Origin of the sequence: Nonlabens agnitus (assembly GCF_002994045.1) — a bacterium.
GTDB lineage: Bacteria > Bacteroidota > Bacteroidia > Flavobacteriales > Flavobacteriaceae > Nonlabens > Nonlabens agnitus.
Window position 1 is genome coordinate 1751107 of record NZ_MQUC01000003.1, and the last position, 17420, is coordinate 1768526.

At 40.2% G+C, this 17420-nt stretch carries 18 protein-coding genes; 10 read left to right on the forward strand and 8 right to left on the reverse strand.

From position 1 onward, the window contains the following. Positions 1–82: 82 nt before the first annotated feature. The gene (locus BST86_RS08060) at positions 83–1648 is read left to right on the forward strand and encodes a TlpA family protein disulfide reductase (protein ID WP_105982822.1); all 1566 of its coding nucleotides are present in this window, start codon (positions 83–85) and stop codon (positions 1646–1648) included. Between the two features lie 36 nt (positions 1649–1684). Here BST86_RS08060 and BST86_RS08065 read toward each other — a convergent pair whose 3' ends face one another. Then, positions 1685–1843 carry a YqaE/Pmp3 family membrane protein gene (locus tag BST86_RS08065; RefSeq protein WP_105982823.1) on the reverse strand — a complete coding sequence of 53 codons (159 nt, stop codon included), beginning with the start codon at positions 1841–1843 and terminating at the stop codon, positions 1685–1687. Positions 1844–2047: 204 nt separating this feature from the next. On the opposite strand from BST86_RS08065, the gene lysS reads away from it, so the two are divergent. Beyond that, positions 2048–3739, forward strand: coding sequence for a lysine--tRNA ligase (gene lysS, locus BST86_RS08070; RefSeq protein ID WP_105982824.1), 1692 nt, complete (start codon positions 2048–2050; stop codon positions 3737–3739). A gap of 79 nt (positions 3740–3818) precedes the next feature. On the opposite strand, the gene BST86_RS08075 is transcribed toward lysS, so the two are convergent. Beyond that, complete coding sequence (locus tag BST86_RS08075) at positions 3819–4094, reverse strand: hypothetical protein (protein ID WP_105982825.1); 276 nt, start codon at positions 4092–4094, stop codon at positions 3819–3821. Positions 4095–4185: 91 nt separating this feature from the next. Here BST86_RS08075 and BST86_RS08080 point away from each other — a divergent pair, with 91 nt between their 5' ends. Together BST86_RS08080 and BST86_RS08085 are read left to right on the forward strand one after the other, a co-directional pair. Further along, entirely contained in the window at positions 4186–4635 is a 450-nt protein-coding gene (locus BST86_RS08080) for a hypothetical protein (protein ID WP_146126734.1), read from the forward strand. A gap of 111 nt (positions 4636–4746) precedes the next feature. After that, positions 4747–5127 carry a hypothetical protein gene (locus tag BST86_RS08085; RefSeq protein ID WP_105982827.1) on the forward strand — a complete coding sequence of 127 codons (381 nt, stop codon included), beginning with the start codon at positions 4747–4749 and terminating at the stop codon, positions 5125–5127. Between the two features lie 60 nt (positions 5128–5187). Here BST86_RS08085 and hemL read toward each other — a convergent pair whose 3' ends face one another. The 3 genes from hemL to BST86_RS08100 are packed head-to-tail and all read right to left on the reverse strand — an operon-like array spanning position 5188 to position 8592. Continuing rightward, positions 5188–6480: a glutamate-1-semialdehyde 2,1-aminomutase gene (gene hemL, locus BST86_RS08090; protein WP_105982828.1), complete on the reverse strand. Its 1293-nt coding sequence runs from the start codon at positions 6478–6480 to the stop codon at positions 5188–5190. A gap of 2 nt (positions 6481–6482) precedes the next feature. Next, the gene (locus BST86_RS08095) at positions 6483–7328 is read right to left on the reverse strand and encodes a glucosaminidase domain-containing protein (protein ID WP_105982829.1); all 846 of its coding nucleotides are present in this window, start codon (positions 7326–7328) and stop codon (positions 6483–6485) included. Then, entirely contained in the window at positions 7312–8592 is a 1281-nt protein-coding gene (locus BST86_RS08100) for a 1-aminocyclopropane-1-carboxylate deaminase/D-cysteine desulfhydrase (protein WP_242446494.1), read from the reverse strand. The genes BST86_RS08095 and BST86_RS08100 overlap by 17 nt, the downstream gene beginning before the upstream one ends. Before the next feature lie 201 nt (positions 8593–8793). Here BST86_RS08100 and BST86_RS08105 point away from each other — a divergent pair, with 201 nt between their 5' ends. The 5 genes from BST86_RS08105 to BST86_RS08120 all read left to right on the forward strand — a co-directional run bounded on the left by BST86_RS08105 (position 8794) and on the right by BST86_RS08120 (position 13808). Continuing rightward, a complete protein-coding gene (locus BST86_RS08105) occupies positions 8794–9945 on the forward strand; it encodes a hypothetical protein (RefSeq protein WP_105982830.1) in 1152 nt (383 codons plus the stop codon). Between the two features lie 239 nt (positions 9946–10184). Then, positions 10185–12434 (forward strand): PA14 domain-containing protein, encoded by a 2250-nt coding sequence (locus BST86_RS08110; RefSeq protein ID WP_105982831.1) that lies wholly within the window; start codon positions 10185–10187, stop codon positions 12432–12434. Between the two features lie 52 nt (positions 12435–12486). After that, the gene (locus BST86_RS14895; RefSeq protein ID WP_172443334.1) at positions 12487–12642 is read left to right on the forward strand and encodes a C1orf53 family protein; all 156 of its coding nucleotides are present in this window, start codon (positions 12487–12489) and stop codon (positions 12640–12642) included. A gap of 97 nt (positions 12643–12739) precedes the next feature. Further along, positions 12740–13279, forward strand: coding sequence for a DUF4136 domain-containing protein (locus tag BST86_RS08115; RefSeq protein ID WP_105982832.1), 540 nt, complete (start codon positions 12740–12742; stop codon positions 13277–13279). 109 nt (positions 13280–13388) lie between these two features. Next, positions 13389–13808 (forward strand): META domain-containing protein, encoded by a 420-nt coding sequence (locus BST86_RS08120; RefSeq protein ID WP_105982833.1) that lies wholly within the window; start codon positions 13389–13391, stop codon positions 13806–13808. 173 nt (positions 13809–13981) lie between these two features. Here BST86_RS08120 and BST86_RS08125 read toward each other — a convergent pair whose 3' ends face one another. The 3 genes from BST86_RS08125 to BST86_RS08135 are packed head-to-tail and all read right to left on the reverse strand — an operon-like array spanning position 13982 to position 16476. After that, positions 13982–14854 carry a cation diffusion facilitator family transporter gene (locus tag BST86_RS08125; protein ID WP_105982834.1) on the reverse strand — a complete coding sequence of 291 codons (873 nt, stop codon included), beginning with the start codon at positions 14852–14854 and terminating at the stop codon, positions 13982–13984. A 36-nt stretch (positions 14855–14890) separates the two neighbouring features. Then, on the reverse strand, positions 14891–16057 hold the full coding sequence (locus BST86_RS08130; protein ID WP_105982835.1) for a trans-sulfuration enzyme family protein: 1167 nt from the start codon (positions 16055–16057) through the stop codon (positions 14891–14893). Beyond that, positions 16054–16476, reverse strand: a complete 423-nt coding sequence (locus tag BST86_RS08135; RefSeq protein ID WP_105982836.1) for an OsmC family protein — start codon at positions 16474–16476, stop codon at positions 16054–16056. Before BST86_RS08135 ends, BST86_RS08130 begins: the two co-directional genes overlap by 4 nt. Positions 16477–16890: 414 nt before the next feature. Between BST86_RS08135 and BST86_RS08140 the strand changes: the two genes are divergently transcribed. Then, the gene (locus BST86_RS08140; protein ID WP_105982837.1) at positions 16891–17373 is read left to right on the forward strand and encodes a GIN domain-containing protein; all 483 of its coding nucleotides are present in this window, start codon (positions 16891–16893) and stop codon (positions 17371–17373) included. Positions 17374–17420: the final 47 nt, after the last annotated feature.

Consider the following 17420-nt stretch of genomic DNA (forward strand, 5'->3'; position numbering starts at 1 on the left):
AAAGGTAGGAATTGAAGCGGCAATCATTCTGAAAGTTATCCAGATTGTTCTAAGTTTATAGAATGACCGTCAAAATCCAACGATGAAACTTTTTTTATTTATTGTAACTCTTATTTTATTGGTTTCATGCAAAGATGAAAAGCCAGCAGCCATTGAACCAACAAAGCAATATGTAAATGCGGTTATCATCATTGACAATCAAATGGATTCGATACCTGTTGTGATTAGAGACTTGCCCTCTTTTGAAAATAGCCAATCAAATATTCTCTTGTTTAATAATGGGGTCGACACCTTAACCTGGAGAAAAAATAGCGATGACATCGTTCGAATCTCTAGTCGCATCAATAAGCTTCAAACTTTGCTTATAAAACCTAATGACACCTTGCGCGTACAATTGAAAGATTCAGTTCTCCATATCACTGGAGATGTTGTTGATTGGGAAACATTTAAAGTGATTGAGACAAGTGAGATTGACTCCGTTCAAAATCTACGAGATCAACTTCACGGGCGATATTTCACAAAGAGTGAACCTGGGCTAAAGCCAACCAAATTTATAAATGACTATGAACTGATAGAGCTATACGCAGGCGGCTTTTATAATAGAGAATTGATAAACAAAGAATTGGATTCCATCGCAAAAATTATTGCACTAGAAAGAGAAACATTAGATCTTAAACTTGAATATATAGATGAAGAAATCGAAAATAAAAGTTTCAATCCCAGAACAGGAAAGCTGCTTAAATCTGTTGCTTTGCGAGATTACTTCAATATTTTGTCTTCATGGTCAAGATACGTGAGAGAAAATAATGCGATACGACTAAACCCTAACTTCAATGAATTATCTGAAGCTCGTGATGAAGGCTTCTTAATCAATGCGATTACTGATCCAAAGTATATGAATGAAGAAATTTTGGTTGGAAAGTATGGAACCTCCACAATGCATTCCTACTTGAATGTGCTTCAATCAAAATACAGCTATGCCACTAAAAATTGGATTAAATCAAAATTTCATAAAACTTATTTTGAACTTCCTGAAAGATTGGATGGTGAATTATTGAAAGTTGCAAAAAGCACTGCCATTCATAAAATGATGAGCTGGAATGAACCTTGGCCAGAGATCGTTAAGTGTTATGATGATTATATTTCCAATTATGGAAGCGACAAGTATATCAGAGAATTTGAAATTCAAAATGCCAAAAAACTTAACCTTGAAAGATCTCTGGATAACACAGATCTTTTACTGGCAAATACATTGACCAAGTCAATATCCCTGACCGATTTGATAAAAGCCCAAAAAGGTAAGCCCGTTTACGTTGATTTCTGGGCCAGCTGGTGTCCTCCATGTATTGACAATATGCCGGCTTCAAAAGCACTGGAAAAAAGACTAGGCGACAAAGTGAATTTTATCTATATCTCCATCGATACGGACGAGCAGAGCTGGAAAAAATCAGAACGGCAAATATCACTAAAAGCTGAGAATAGCTTTATAGCATTGAATTATGAATTGTCAGATTTTGTGATAAAAGAAAACCTCAATGAAATACCTCGATACTTCATTTACGATCAAAGCGGGAAATTATATGATACAAAAGCTGCTGCACCAGATGACCCTAATATTTACAACTTGCTTGAAGCCATTGCTAAATAAACAGTATTTAGTAGAACTTTACTGTTACTTAAGAAATCAATTATTAGGATTATTCAAGATAATCAGCGCAGCAATCACGCCGGGCACCCAACCCAGTAACGTGAGAATAAAAACAATAACAATGGATCCGCAGCCTTTGTCCAGCACGGCTAGTGGCGGCAATATGATGGCTAGGATGACTCTCCAGATGGACATATGGCAAAAGTGTTTGATGTAATAGACCTTAAAACAAAGACTTTGTTACATGGAAAATCAAAAGATTAGTGGATGTTACGCTTTCGCGCCTTGCCTGCCGGCAGGCAGGAAAGCGATATCCCATAAAACCACCTTGCGAACCATAGATAGGTTTTGCAGCACGACTTTACAAACTTATCTTTGCACGCTTAAATCAATTGCCAAATGCCACTTTCTGAACAAGAAATCGTACGCCGTGAAAAACTAGGGAAAATACGCGAGATGGGAATCGACCCGTATCCTGCGGCTCAATATCATGTGGACGCTACCACAGCCTCCATCAAAGCAGATTTTCAAGAAGAAAAAAAGGTGGTCATCGCTGGCCGCTTGATGTCCAGAAGAATACAGGGAAAAGCCTCGTTTGCAGAGATTCAGGATGGAAAGGGAAGAATCCAGGTGTACTTTAACCGTGATGAGATCTGTCCCGGCGAGGACAAGTCGCTTTATAACGACCTGTATAAAAAGCTTCTCGACATAGGCGATTTCATAGGGATTGAAGGTGAGCTTTTTACCACGAATGTGGGCGAGCAAACCGTAATGGTCAAAAACTTTAAACTCTTGAGTAAAGCATTGAAACCATTGCCGTTACCCAAAACTGATGCCGATGGAAACACCTATGACGAGTTTAACGATCCAGAGATGCGCTATCGCCAGCGCTATGCAGACCTTGTGGTCAACCCTAAAGTAAAAGATGTTTTTGTCAAGCGTACCAAGCTTTTCAACGCCATGCGCTCCTTTTTTAATGAGCGTGAATATTTTGAGGTAGAAACGCCCATTTTGCAGCCTATCCCTGGTGGTGCTGCAGCAAAACCTTTTGTAACGCACCACAACTCTCTGGACATACCCTTATACATGAGAATTGCTAACGAGCTCTATTTAAAGCGTTTGATCGTTGGTGGTTTTGATGGTGTGTATGAATTCAGCAAGAACTTCAGGAATGAAGGTATGGACCGTACCCACAATCCAGAATTTACTGCCATGGAGATCTACGTGTCCTACAAGGATTACAACTGGATGATGGAGTTTACCGAGAATTTACTGGAGCACTGCGCTATGAAAGTCAATGGAAAGACGACCAGCACCTTTGGCAAGCATAATATCGAGTGGAAGGCGCCGTATCCACGAGTGACCATGACAGATGCGATCAAGCAATTTACAGGGTTTGATATTACCGGTAAAAATGAGGAAGAGTTGTTCGCTTTCGCGAAAGCGCAAGGCATCGACGTCGACAAGTCCATGGGTAAAGGAAAGTTGATTGACGAGATATTTGGTGAGAAATGTGAAGGTAACTTTATCCAGCCTACCTTTATTACTGACTATCCTAAGGAAATGAGCCCATTATGCAAAACGCACCGCGACAATCCAGAATTGACAGAGCGTTTTGAATTGATGGTTTGCGGTAAGGAAATAGCAAATGCCTACAGCGAGCTTAACGACCCTATTGATCAAAGAGAACGCTTTGAAGCCCAGGCTGCCCTTGCAGATCGTGGTGATGACGAAGCAATGTTTATCGATCAAGATTTCTTGAGAGCATTGGAATATGGTATGCCGCCAACATCGGGTCTAGGAATAGGTATGGATCGATTGATCATGTTCTTGACTAATAATCCATCCATTCAAGAAGTATTGTTCTTTCCTCAAATGCGTCCAGAGAAAAAAGCTGGTGTTGAGCTTAATGAAGACGAAAAAGTAGTTTTTGAGCGTCTTAAAAAGCATGAAAAAGTAGACCTGAATCAACTCAAGGATGAGAGTGGTCTATCCAACAAAAAATGGGATAAAGCTGTCAAAGGATTAACAGGCAAAAAGGTTGCTAAAGTCTCCAAAACCGATGATGGTCTTTTTATAGAAGTGGTGTAGGAAAGATCAATTACAAACTACGATCAAAAAAAAAGCCCTTTTCAAAATTGAAAAAGGCTTTTCTCATTTAAGATTTTAATTAATAATTGGATCCATTGGACGCGGCTGCGGCGAAGATCGCGGCTCCAAAAATGACAAAGAATAGCCCAAGTATTATAATGGTCAATACATAGAACAATAACATGCCTTTTGCCCAATTTTGCCTAGTAGGTCTGCCATCATTGCTAAAAGCCCATACCAGCAATAGAACGGTACCTATCACTGGTAATGAGGTCACTATAAAATAGAGAACCCATTTCATAGGCGTTATTACGGGTTCGGTTTGATGTTGCTGTAAAAATTGGTCACTTTCCATAAGGTTGGTTTTGGTTGGTTAATTCATAAAATTAAACTTTTCTTTTAATGGTAGGTCACAATGTCGTTGAACAATTAAAAACAAAGAAAGAATGAAACATCTTATTCTCCCTTTCATGATGCTGCTAGGAATAACTGCCATGACCGCTCAAAAAAATCCAGAACGTGCAGAGAATCGCATGGAAAAACGCAGTGAGCGTATAGAAAAAATGGACCCAGCCGTCTTAACCTCTATGCACGCCAAAAGAATGACTTTAGCTCTTGACTTGAGTGACAAGCAAGAAACACAAGTAGAAAAAGTACTACTGGCTAACGCTACCAAGAGAAAAGAAATAATGGCTACCAGAAAAGACCGCAAGGAACTCTCGAAAGAAGAAAAAATTGCACAAGCCGAAGCAAGAATGGACGAAAAGATAGCCACTAAACGTGCTTTCAAAGACATCTTGAACGATGAACAATATGCTCGATTTGAAAAGATGGCGTACATGAAAAAACGCAACATACGTGAACGCATGGCTAAAACTCGCGTCACTAGAAAATAAATTAATGGTTGGTTGATTGATGAAAGGCTCTAGAATCTTTTAAGATTTTAGAGCTTTTCTAGTATACGATCCTTTCTTATATTACGTTACAGCATTTAAACAGTCTTCACCTTGAACCATCTCACATCGCTTTTCCTACTTTTTCTTATCACATTTCCCATCGTTGGGCTTGCACAAGAGCAGCAAACCGTAGAAAATACCAGCTTTGAAGTCCAGTATCCCATCAAGAACACTTTAAAGCCTGTGGATGCAAAAAAAGAAACCCAACTCATCCTTTCCAAAACCGATCTAGATAAAGAAGCCACAACAGTTTTAAAGCAGCTAATAAAAAAGCACGCCCAGGCTTCCAACAAGTATCGCAAGAGCGCCACTTTAACGCGTGAGCAACAAATGGAACTCAAGGAGTTGGAAACTCGCTATAAGTTTGAGCTTAAACAATTGTTAGGTGAGGATAACTACAAAAAACTGCTGGTCGTTGTCCACACTGATTAATTAGAATTCGCTTTCGCGCCTGCCTGTCGGCAGACAGGAAAGCGAAAAACTAAAACCTTTCTACCACTTAGAAACGACCTCTTCTACTGCAGTCACTGTGCGGTCAAGATCTTCATAACTCAACGCATCATTAAGGAAATAGCTTTCAAAGGCGCTAGGCGGCAAGTAGATGCCACGATCCAGCAAACCGTGGAAAAATTTTTTGAACCACTCATTATTACCCGTAGCAGCCGATTCAAAATCAATTACTGGCTGGTCTGTGAAGTGAACCGACATCATGCTACCGCACCTGTTGATTTGGTGATCGATTCCCTTTGTTGAAAGCACGCTCTCAATACCTTTATGAAGGTGCTCGGTCTTTTGGGCGAGGTTGACAAAGACATCTGGATTGTCATTAAGATGCTCCAGCATGGCTAGTCCTGCACTCATCGCTAATGGATTACCACTCAAAGTTCCTGCTTGATATACAGGACCCAAAGGTGCCAGATGGTTCATGATTTCCTGTCTTGCGGCAAAAGCACCTACCGGCAAACCACCACCTATTACTTTACCATAAGTGATAATATCTGCCTTGACACCAGTGGTCTCTTGGGCACCACCGCGAGCTAGTCTAAAACCTGTCATCACCTCATCAAAAACAAATAATGCACCATTTGCATCACACAATTCTCGTATTCCTTCCAGAAATCCTTCTTGAGGCACAATACAACCCATGTTGCCTGCTATAGGCTCAATGATGACACAAGCGATCTGGTCTTTGTTCTTCTCAAAAATTTCCGCGACCTGATCCAGGTTGTTGTATGTAGCCAGCAAGGTGTCTTGAGCCGTTCCTATAGTCACTCCAGGACTGTTGGGACTACCAAAGGTGACCGCACCACTACCCGCTTGAATCAAAAAGGAATCGCTGTGACCATGGTAACATCCTGCAAATTTGATGATCTTATCACGACCGGTGAATCCGCGAGCGAGTCGCACGGCGCTCATACAAGCTTCCGTACCGCTATTGACCATTCTTACCTGATCTACATTAGGCGCCATGGAAACTACCAATTTTGCAATTTGAGTTTCCAGTTCTGTTGGCATTCCATAAGATGTTCCCTTTTTTGTGGCTTCAATCACGGCATCTACCACTGGTTCAAAGGCATGACCCAAAATCATGGGACCCCATGAAGCGATGTAATCGATAAGTTGATGACCGTCCTCAGTGTGCAAATAGGCACCTTTGGCACTTTTGACGTAAACAGGATCACCGCCTACAGCGTTAAATGCGCGAACTGGAGAATTGACTCCACCAGGAATATATTTTTGAGCCTCATTAAATAGAGAGCTACTTCTTTTGTAAGTAAATGACATGCTTAATTTTTTGTGTTGGGTTCAATCAAAAGTGTCGAGCCTAGACTAATGGAATTGTCCCTCAAACCGTTAATAAGCTTGATACGCTCTACGGTAGTATTGTGTTTTGTCGCAAGGCCGTACAAAGTATCACCTTTAACGACCGTATGTTTGATTTGGGAACTATCGTCGTTCGTTCTTGATAAGGCTTTAGGTGCTTTGCCCAGTACCTGAGCATCGTACAGATCCAGTCGATAACGCTCTATGAGACTTATCAATTTATCTGGGTATCTTCTATCTGTGGCATAACCGGCATCTTTAAGACCTTTAGCCCAGGCTTTATAATCGTCAGCATCCAATTTGAATAAATCACGATACCTAGATCTTTCAGTGAGGAAAAGGCTGTGATCCCTATAAGAATAAGAAGCGTCCTTGTATTTTCTAAAACACTCTTGATCTTCATCGTCGTCGTGATAGATTTTGTTACCAGTCCAGCCCGTATGACATTTAACGCCAAAGTGGTTGTTCGCCTCTACAGCGAGTCGGCCCTTTCCAGATCCACTTTCCAGAATCCCTTGGGCGAGAGTGATACTTGCCGGGATTTTATACAGCTGCATTTCCTTCATGGCATCTGCAGCAAAATTATCGATGTAGATACTCACGTCATCCTTATCAGATGGCGTGACGGTCCTGGTGACTTTCTCGTCAGTTTCCTTAACCACGACAGACCGTTCATCTGGAGATTTCTTGACCGTTTTTGTGGTTCTGCTTCGTTTTTTTGTCGTGACCACTTTGTTCTTGGAACCGCAGGAAACCAGCAGTCCCGAAGCTAGAAATAAAATGAGAAAAGTCTTAAATGTAATCTTCATACTGTAGTTGTAGACGTGCTTTTTTCCTTAGTCTGCGATTGAATCCAGGGATACCCTGAAGACCGCCTGTATGGATGGCTAAAATACGAGTTTTGTCGCTAAAAAAGCCGCTTGCTACCATCTGTTCTATACGATACATCATTTTACCTGTGTAGATGGGATCGAGTGGAATTTCGCTTTCGCGAAAGCGAACATTCAAATAATCTATCAAGGAATCTGTAGACTTTGCATATCCACCAAATGCATCTTCAGGAAATAACGTAAAATTCTTGTTGTCGGTATATTTTTCAATTTCTTTCTTGAGAAAATCACCTTGCAACGCAGAAAAAACGAGAACGTGCTGGTGATCTGTAGTACTGTTGATGATTCCTGCGGCACTGCCACCAGTGCCAGCTGCAACGCATATATACTGATAATGTTGTTTTTCTCTGGATGTCAAAATCTCTGCCGTTCCTTTGACGGCTAGATCATTCGTACCACCTTCTGGAATAAAATAACTGGTTCCGTACCTCGCCTTCATTTGTTCTTCAAAAAGCGCGGAATCCTTTTGTTTGTACTCTTCTCTTGTAACAAAAACCAATGTCATTCCGTTACTGGCTGCTGTTCTTAATGTTTCGTTTTGTGCCAATGTTTTTTCTAGATCTACACCCAACTCTTCACCTCTAATAACACCGATGGATTTTATTCCTAAAATATGACACGCGGCTGCGGTCGCAGCAATGTGATTGGAATACGCACCGCCGTAAGTAATGATTTGGTCAAAGCCATGATTGATAGCATCCTGCAGATTGTATTTCAATTTACGCAACTTGTTACCTGAAACTGTTGGGTGCAACAGGTCTTCCCTTTTTAGGTCAATGGTGATCTGTTGTTCAGGAAATGAAGCGAAAAGTTGGATTTTGGATGGGGCGCTTTTAAAGAGTTCTTGATGGTTAGACTTACCGTAGAAGTCTAAAAAGCTCCACCTAGACCTTTTAGATAAATAGTTCAGGTCATTTTCCATGGCATAAGCCTCGCGCTCAAAGATAATATTACGATAGGCCTGATCGTGATTCATCGTCAAACGACCGATAAGATACTCTACGAGATACCAAAGGTAAAAAGGTAAAATCAACAACTCCAGTTGCTGCCTTAAATGAATACGTTCATGATTAATAAAGGTCTGATTATTTGCTAAATGCTTGTCAGAAATTAAGATAAATGGGTAGAGTGTCAAACCCGAGACATGCCATCTTTCAATACTTTTTACCACCAATATGACCATGCCAAAAACTCTAAAGCAGACAAATATCGATAAAAGGTAATAGAGTCAAGAATGAAAAAAATTAGGCTCTTTCTTTAAAAACCTTAATAAATCCAACGATCAACGATCAAAATAAGTTTTTTTAGACCCGTAGCACTTTATCGATAATATGTGTTTTTTATATTTAAAATATGTATATTTAAGGGATTAAAGCCTTTAATTATGAAAGATATAGCTTTTTTAATTATCATTTGTTTGTTTGTTTTCCATGCACACTCGCAGGTAGGTATAGGCACCGCCCATCCAGATTCTTCTACACTATTGCATGTCGATGACGGCAGTGGTACCAAAGGAATATTAATCCCGAAGGTTCAAATTGATGATGTGACCACTGCGGCACCGTTGACTACAACACCTCAATTAGGAACACTAGTGTTTAATGATAACGGACCAAATTCACCAGGTTTTTATTACTGGGATGCGACTAAATGGGTACAACTAATCTCAAATGATACGGATGAGACCATCTACACGAAAAATGGAACCTTAAGCGAAGATAGGACCGTCAACATGGATGGAAATGAACTACTCTTTTCAAATAGCGCTGGACGAACCCTAAAACTTATACCTGCCGATCCTGCTGACATCAATGCACCATTCACCTTTCAAACCAATAACTCCTATAACTTTGTAACCGATGCCAAGGATGCTTTAACCATTGACAATTCTGGTCGTGTAGGAGTTGATAGAATTGACCCTATAATGCCTTTGCACGTAGGCGGAGCTACTGGGACTATTCGTGTTGATGGTCTAAATACAACAAACAACAGCAACAATATCGCAGCAGATCCTGTACCGGTTTATGTAAACAACGATGGCGATCTAGTAACACAACCGCCTTTGATACAGAGTTTCATGTTATTAAATCTAAGAGATTTTACAAATGAAGTCGTAATAACCTCTAACGACGGGTCATCACAAGATATTGATTTGAACACTTCTTCAATTACGCTAACGCAAAGATCTTTAGTCCATTATTCTTATCAATTTAGCGTGGTCATTACACGTGCGGACGGCACTGCTTTGACGGACGGTGCGTCGAGACTATTTCGAGCATGGTTTACTGTAGATGGAGATAATACTAATCATTACGGGTATAATACGGGAACCTATACCAATAATCCAGATGTCAATAATGCGTCAGGAACCTATGCCTCAGGATTTTATTATTTAAATGGTAGCGGATATGTAGAATTAGATGCTGGTACCCATAACATAACATTAACTGCTCGAGGTTTTGGTGCAGGTTTTGATTTCAGGATGAGATTTGGAACTACAACATATGATTCTATACAGGCGGTAGTTCACCGATAATTCTTTAAAGCTTACACTTAGTCAATCGTTGAAAATTTATTACAGTTTAATATGAATGCTTTTCAATAGAAAATTAATATAAAAACTAGAGAAAACGCTCATAGATAGATGATTAGCGTATTTTATCGATTTTTCAATCGATTGTTTATCAGTATTTTACAGGTTATCATACCTGATTAACCTATAATATTGCTTTTAATCGATGTTAGTCATTACTTTTGTCTTTCATTTTAGACTTTATGAAAGCACGCCTACTCTACTCTCTACTAATTGCGTTAACATCACTTCCTATCATGGCTCAGGTAGGTATCAATAGTGTAGACCCCAAAGCAACTATGGATATTGAAGCCATTGAAACCAATTCCAGTACAGCCGAAGGTCTCATAGCGCCCAGATTGACTGGTGATCAAATTAGAGACAAAGATGCGCAATATGGCACTGATCAAACGGGAACGCTTATATATGCCAGCGCTGCAGTCACCTCAAGTCCATCTGCAAAAACAATAAATATTGATGCGCCGGGCTATTACTTTTTTGATGGATCTATCTGGTTAAAAGTGGCAGCTGGCGTTGATGATACCAATCTAGCTACTACAAATCTGACGCAAGATGCAGAAACCAGGACCTATGATCTTAATTCACAAGATCTTAATTTTACTAATGGTTCTTTCGGTATTAATAAGCCCAATCCAAATGGACAACTGGACGTAGAAGGCACTAGGAATGAAGACGCCTTTAGGTTTACTCAAACGAACAATCTTACTGGTGAGAAGGATGTTTTTACTGTTGAGGATCAAGACATAGGTGGTGGCGGTCAGGACCATAGCTCTGTTTTAAAGGTTCTAAAAAGCGGCTCTATTAATCCTGGTGATGATGGCTTTAGCCTCATTGAACTGGCTAGCACTTCTTCTGATCCAGGCGCTAACAAATATTGGATTTCTGGTAGAACTGTAGATGAAGGCGCACCCTTTTGGGGAGTAGATATTACCGATAATGATTTTTGGTCTATTGGCGGTATTCAACTAGGTGCCTTACCAAGCTCTAACGGAACTTACACTGGTGGTTATTTTAGAGTAAACGCTAACGGTGATACTGGTATAGGTACTGTAAATCCTAATGCTCGTTTACAAATCGACGAGGACTCTGCCGACCTGGACCACATCATATTTCAAATAAATACATCTTCTGGTAGGCCATTAAATATATTACAACCAGACGTTACAGATATTAATACTCCTTTTACTTTTCAAACAAACAATGCTTTCAATTTTAGAACGGATAATACCGATGCATTAACAATTCTTAATACTTCTCAGCTTGCTTTACCATCTTATGTTGGTAATTTCCAGAACGAAACTCCTACTAGAATTTTGGGTCTAGATGCGGCTGGTAATGTCATTAGTTCTTCTCCAGTTTCTGGGGCAGATGGTACAGACGATGCATGGGTCAATGATCCAGGTAATTCCAGGATTATATTAGGTTCACAAAGCGATGGAACCACTGCAAGAACAGCCAATACAGAGTTTGTCTCCCTTGACAATGGTAATATTGGTGTTGGTATAGATATGCCAACAAGTAAAATGCACATTGTCGGTGGTAGTAATTCGCCTTCCATAGGTCTCGCAGAGAGTGTAAACCTTCAAGCAAGATTAACGAATCCCAACGGTGGGTCTGTAGTCCAGCTATTAGAAACTGGAGATCGTACTATTAGAATAGGTATCAATCCAACTTATTCTTTATATGGTGGTGCTGGAGCCTTCTCAATGAACGCCTACTCCACACGCACGGGAGAACAGGATTCCGATTTTATAAGTTATGATTTCCAAACCGAACGATTAATTTTACTGCCCAATACAGGCGGTGGCGCGAATGAAGTTGGAATAGGTGTCAATGAGCCAACAGCGAAGCTACATATTGTTCCAAATAACGGTTTGGCAGCTTTGCGGGTTGAAGGAGTTACCACAGGAAGTAGTTCAGACGACTTAATGACAATAGACGCAAATGGTGTAGTCCATAAGGCTTCTAGGAGCTTAGGACAGCCAGGTATGCAGTTTTATACATATGCTATTTCAGGAGGATCTCCAGACGTTAATAATTTGAGAACCAATGTTGTACCCATTCGTTCCGGTAGCTACAGTGGTGTTTTGAATTCTAATACTGCCTACACGGTGATGGCACCCGCAACAAGGGATAGGTTTGCAATAAAAATGGTTGGTACTTATGAAGTAAAAAACTCGGGAAATTTTACTTTTACAGAAGTTAATGATGATGGTGCAAGAATTTATATAGATGATACCTTAGTGTTAAACTTTTGGACAGACGGTGCCAATGATACTAATTCCGCAACAGTGAATCTTGCTAAGGGTAAACATAAGATTGAGTTCTGGCATTACGAGAATGCTGGCGGTGAGAATTTTAGGTTTAATTGGGGTTCAAATCCTGATGGTAATTCTGGCGAAATTCGGGCCAATCAATTCACAGTAGAGTAAGCCTGTTCGCATTACTTAATTTGAAATTAGGATTAGTTGCTACCTTTACCACATGAAAAAATTCATTCCTCTTGAGGATGGCGATTATTATCTAACTCCAGATGGTTACCGGTGTTTTACTGAGCAATATCACTTAAAACGAGGCTATTGTTGCGAGAGTGGTTGTCGTCATTGTCCTTATGGCTTCAACAAGAAAAATAAGAATTAGATAGGCTTGAGAATGTAAAGCGGCATTAATTTTGATGCTATAGATTGAAAATAATTGCGCTTTCGCGAAAGCGAACTTACCCTAATTCATTCAAGCTATGAAAAATACATTTTTACTTTTATTTGCCTTTGTCGCTCTGGTAGGATGCCAGACCGTGCGTGTCTCTCAAGATTATACCATAGGTACTGATTTCAATCAATATAAAACGTATGCCTACTTCAAAAAAGGTGTTGATGAGGCGAAGATTTCTGAATTGGACAAAAAGCGAATTCTTAGAGCCATTGACAGTGAGATGGGCGCAAGAGGTTTTACCAAGTCTGAAAATCCAGATGTTTTGGTAAGCATTTTTACTGATACTAAAGAACGTGTAGATGTTTATAACAATTTCGGCTGGGGCTTTGGCTGGGGTTGGGGCGGCTGGGGCGGCTTTGGATTCAACGGCCCATTCAATAACAATGTGAATAGAACTACTGAAGGTGTTCTCTATATAGACCTTATCGATGCAAAAGATAAAGAGTTGATCTGGCAAGGTGTAGGTACTGCTTCCTTAAAATCTTCTCCTGAGGAAAAGGTCGAACGCACTAATGAAATGGTACGTGAGATATTGATGCAATTCCCTCCAAAACCGAAGAGATAAGGACATCCGATTATTAAAAAACGGCTGCGATAACTTATCGCAGCCGTTTTTTTTATCAATAATTTGAGATAAGCGATCTTCTAAAGAGGTTACTTTTAAAATAAAAATCATGAAAACATTAGTTTCAATTTTCCTAGTAGGTTTTCTCTTGATCTCGCTCAACAGCTGTGATGAGACGCGCCAGGTATTAAATACCGGTAGCCGTGTGGAATTAAATGGCAGCTACAATGTGACCCAATTGAACGGCACTACGGTCAACAACAACCAAACCATCAATTTCAACGGATTGGGTAAAACGGTTAGTGGAAATGCTGGGTGCAATACTTACAATGCTTCATTTACTATTGAAACCTATCAGCTTACCATAGGTGATGTAGCATTGACCAGAAAATCTTGTCCGGATATGAAAGCGGAAAATGATTTTCTAGCAGCTCTTGATAAGGTCACTTCCTACCAAAAGACAGACGGTACATTAAATTTACTGGACGCCAACAATACTATTGTTATTAAGGCTGCGGCGGCTAATTAACCAAGTTAGTTTTAAGAATTGTAACCGATGCTTGAAAAAGTATCGGTTTTTTTTATTTCACGTAAAATCTAATAAGCTTTTTCGAAATCTCGAAATTAAATTGAATACACGATATCCGCAGAGAGTGATGATCCCTTTCTTGAATTCTCAACTTTTTATTTTTTGCAATCCACTTATTCTTCAAAAGGCTCCACATGGATCAACACATGACCTAAACTAGGGATTTCATTTCTTAGATGATCCAACAAATCATGAGCAATATCATGGCCTGATTTCACGGATATATCTCCATCCACGATAGCGTGCAGATCAATATGAAATTTCATTCCAGACTTGCGAACAAAACATTTCTCGGTGTCCAACACGCCTTCGACATCCAAGGATCTAGAACGTATTTGTTCAATAAGCTCGTCATAGATCTGCTCGTCCATGACCTCACCTAATGCCGGTCGTAAAATCAAATAGCTGTTGTAAAGGATGAATCCAGAAGCTAGCAATGCTGCCCAATCGTCTGCGGTTTCATAACCTTTCCCAAAAGTAATGGCGATGCTAATTCCTATAAAAGCCATTATCGATGTAAATGCATCACTTCTATGGTGCCAGGCATCTGCTTTCAAGCTGGAACTATTGGTGGTTCGACTTTTTCTGATCACGATTTGATAGGAAACCTCTTTCCATATGATAATTACACCTAGAACAATAAGCGTCCAAGCTTTGGGAACCTTATGCGGCGTCTGTATATTCTCGATACTTTCAACAGCAATAACCGTAGCAGAAACGACCAAAAAAGCCACCACCGCAAAAGTGACCAATGGCTCTATTTTACCGTGACCGTAAGGATGGTTTTCATCGGCAGGTCGTTTGGCATATTTGAAACCCAAAAGCACCAATACCGATGCAAAAATATCTGTAGTAGATTCTATAGCGTCTGCAATAAGCGCATAGGAATTACCAAAAATCCCTGCCAGACCTTTGATTATAGCCAGTAACGTATTGCCTATGATACTAAAGTAGGTGGTTCGTATGGCAGACTGTTCGTTACTCATCAATTACAAATATAGAATCGCAAAAGTACGGCTCTATCACACGGCTGCAAGCGCCTGCTCGATATCTGCTATGACATCTTCTTCATGCTCTAGGCCAACTGATATACGCACAAATCCATCAGTGATACCAACAGCTAGACGATCCTCTACTGCAAGCCTGCCGTGCGTGGTAGATGCTGGATGGGTCACGATCGTCCTGGTGTCTCCTAAATTGGCGCTTAACGAGCACAGCTTGATATTATTCAAAAAGGTTCGCCCAGCTTTAAGCCCGTCTTTTAATTCAAATGCAATGATGTTACCACCTTTTTTCATTTGTTTTTTGGCCGTCTCATATTGCGGATGAGATTTGAGAAATGGGTATTTCACCATGGATATTTTATCCTGTTGCTCTAGAAACTCAGCTACTTTGAGAGCATTGTCGCAATGACGATCCACTCTTACAGCTAGTGTTTCCAGACTTTTAGAAAGTACCCAAGCGTTAAAGGGTGACATCGCTGGACCAGAATTGCGTGCAAATAAATACACTTCACGCATCAAATCTTTCCTGCCAACGGTCACACCACCCAGAACACGGCCTTGACCATCCAGTAATTTCGTCGCGCTATGAATGACAAGATCTGCTCCATATTTGATGGGTTGCTGCAGATATGGAGTCGCAAAACAATTGTCCACCAAGAATACAATATCGTGCTTTTTACAAATCGCACCTATCTTTTCCATATCCAGAATATCAATCGCAGGATTTGTAGGCGTTTCAATGTAAAGGACCTTAGTCTCTGGCTTTATAAGGGATTCAATTCGATCCACTTCATCTGCCGTGAAATAACTGGTGGTAATATTCCACTTAGGTAAATACTTGGTAAACAACGTATGAGTACTGCCAAAAACGCTGCGGCACGATACAATATGATCGCCACTATCGAGTAGTGCAGCAAAGGTTGTAAAGATGGCAGACATTCCTGTAGCAAAGGCATAACCAGCTTCAGCGCCTTCCAGTTTACAGATTTTATCTACAAACTCTGATGTATTGGGATTCGTAAAACGACTGTACAGATTACGTTCCTTTTCCTCTGCAAAAGAGGCTCTCATTTCCTCTGCATCGTCAAAAACAAAACTGGATGTCAAATATAAAGGTGTGGAATGTTCCTTATACTGAGAACGTTCCATTTGGGCTCTTATCGCCTCAGTTTCAAAATGCTTCATGAGATGGCTTTACCGTTAAGTATGACATGATACGTGATCTCTACAACACTATCAAATGTTTTAGAGACGCTACAGTATTTCTGGAAACTGAGATCTGCTGCGCGCTGTGCCTTGGCAGCATCAATTGCTCCTTCCAGAGAAACCATCACCTGAATGGCTTTGAAAGGTTTGGAGCCGTCCTGCTCCACTCGATCGCCAGTCACCTCAACTTTATAACTTTCAATTTCCTGCTTCTGTTTCTTGAGAATGGAAATAATATCAATCGCACTGCAACCACCTACACCCATTAGGATCAGCTCCATGGGACTGGAACCCTGTACTACTTCACTGCCTTTATTGTCAATCATTACAGGAATTCCAGAGGCTCCTTTGGCTTCCAGCAGGTATTCCGTGTTTTTTCTTTCTAGAGTCACTTTCATTGCAAACTATTTAAAATTAAAGGTCGTGATTCATATTGAATTGCCCGACTAGGTTGCCTAAAATTTTACGATGTTCAAAGGACTTTTAAGTGGTTCGCTTTCGCGAAAGCAAACTCATTCCAACTCATAACAAATAGCATTAAAAATGGACTATTAGCTTGAAAAAGTAGCATATGATCACAACAATAACTTAATGTTAAGCCGTCATATAAATGTCCAATTTGGACTGCAAAATCCAAGGAGATTTGATTCAGATTGCCAATGATTTCTTAACGAAAATTAAGGTCTTTTAAACTAGGGTAAAGATTGGTTAACTGAATGTTACGGAATTATTAAAACTCATTTTCCCATGCAACTATTGAAGAATTTTGGTGTCTCTAATAAAAAATATAAACACTTTTTAAAATTGACATTATGAAAAAGATCATTTTAATTGCTTGCCTAGCGATCGCTGGAACTATCAACGCTCAAGTTTCAAAAGACCTGAGCCGCTTTAACCGACTCAAAATTGACAGTAATGCCCAGATTGAAGTTCATTTATCGCAGACGTCCAAAATTCAGTTCTCTGGTAGCGAAGATCAACTAGATCAATACATCATTTCCAACGAGCCTGGAACTCTTGAATTGCGCACCTCTAATGACAAGGACAGTCGTTACAGAATTTACACTAATGACTTGAAGGCTTTGCAAATTGAAGGCAATGCTATCGTGACCTTTAAAGGGTTTGATACGTTGGACCGTCTATCTATCAAGACCAGTAAAGATGCTCTAGTAGACCTTGGATCTATTGTAGTCACCAACTTAGTGGTAGATAAAGATAAAGACAGCACTGTAAGAGTTGCTGCAGCCAGCGGAGCTACCTATCGAGTGGATGGCAAAGACTCAGAATCGATCTAGTCTTAAAAAATATTTTAATAGCAAAAGGGCCGCAATGATTGCGGCCC

What these genes read in the sequence shown, in the direction of transcription:
- BST86_RS08060 (WP_105982822.1), top strand. Translation starts at nt 83, where the DNA reads ATGAAACTTTTTTTATTTATTGTAACTCTTATTTTATTGGTTTCATGC.
- BST86_RS08065 (WP_105982823.1), bottom strand. Translation starts at nt 1,843, where the DNA reads ATGTCCATCTGGAGAGTCATCCTAGCCATCATATTGCCGCCACTAGCC.
- lysS (WP_105982824.1), top strand. Translation starts at nt 2,048, where the DNA reads ATGCCACTTTCTGAACAAGAAATCGTACGCCGTGAAAAACTAGGGAAA.
- BST86_RS08075 (WP_105982825.1), bottom strand. Translation starts at nt 4,094, where the DNA reads ATGGAAAGTGACCAATTTTTACAGCAACATCAAACCGAACCCGTAATA.
- BST86_RS08080 (WP_146126734.1), top strand. Translation starts at nt 4,186, where the DNA reads ATGAAACATCTTATTCTCCCTTTCATGATGCTGCTAGGAATAACTGCC.
- hemL (WP_105982828.1), bottom strand. Translation starts at nt 6,480, where the DNA reads ATGTCATTTACTTACAAAAGAAGTAGCTCTCTATTTAATGAGGCTCAA.
- BST86_RS08095 (WP_105982829.1), bottom strand. Translation starts at nt 7,328, where the DNA reads ATGAAGATTACATTTAAGACTTTTCTCATTTTATTTCTAGCTTCGGGA.
- BST86_RS08100 (WP_242446494.1), bottom strand. Translation starts at nt 8,592, where the DNA reads ATGGTCATATTGGTGGTAAAAAGTATTGAAAGATGGCATGTCTCGGGT.
- BST86_RS08105 (WP_105982830.1), top strand. Translation starts at nt 8,794, where the DNA reads ATGAAAGATATAGCTTTTTTAATTATCATTTGTTTGTTTGTTTTCCAT.
- BST86_RS08110 (WP_105982831.1), top strand. Translation starts at nt 10,185, where the DNA reads ATGAAAGCACGCCTACTCTACTCTCTACTAATTGCGTTAACATCACTT.
- BST86_RS14895 (WP_172443334.1), top strand. Translation starts at nt 12,487, where the DNA reads ATGAAAAAATTCATTCCTCTTGAGGATGGCGATTATTATCTAACTCCA.
- BST86_RS08115 (WP_105982832.1), top strand. Translation starts at nt 12,740, where the DNA reads ATGAAAAATACATTTTTACTTTTATTTGCCTTTGTCGCTCTGGTAGGA.
- BST86_RS08120 (WP_105982833.1), top strand. Translation starts at nt 13,389, where the DNA reads ATGAAAACATTAGTTTCAATTTTCCTAGTAGGTTTTCTCTTGATCTCG.
- BST86_RS08125 (WP_105982834.1), bottom strand. Translation starts at nt 14,854, where the DNA reads ATGAGTAACGAACAGTCTGCCATACGAACCACCTACTTTAGTATCATA.
- BST86_RS08130 (WP_105982835.1), bottom strand. Translation starts at nt 16,057, where the DNA reads ATGAAGCATTTTGAAACTGAGGCGATAAGAGCCCAAATGGAACGTTCT.
- BST86_RS08135 (WP_105982836.1), bottom strand. Translation starts at nt 16,476, where the DNA reads ATGAAAGTGACTCTAGAAAGAAAAAACACGGAATACCTGCTGGAAGCC.
- BST86_RS08140 (WP_105982837.1), top strand. Translation starts at nt 16,891, where the DNA reads ATGAAAAAGATCATTTTAATTGCTTGCCTAGCGATCGCTGGAACTATC.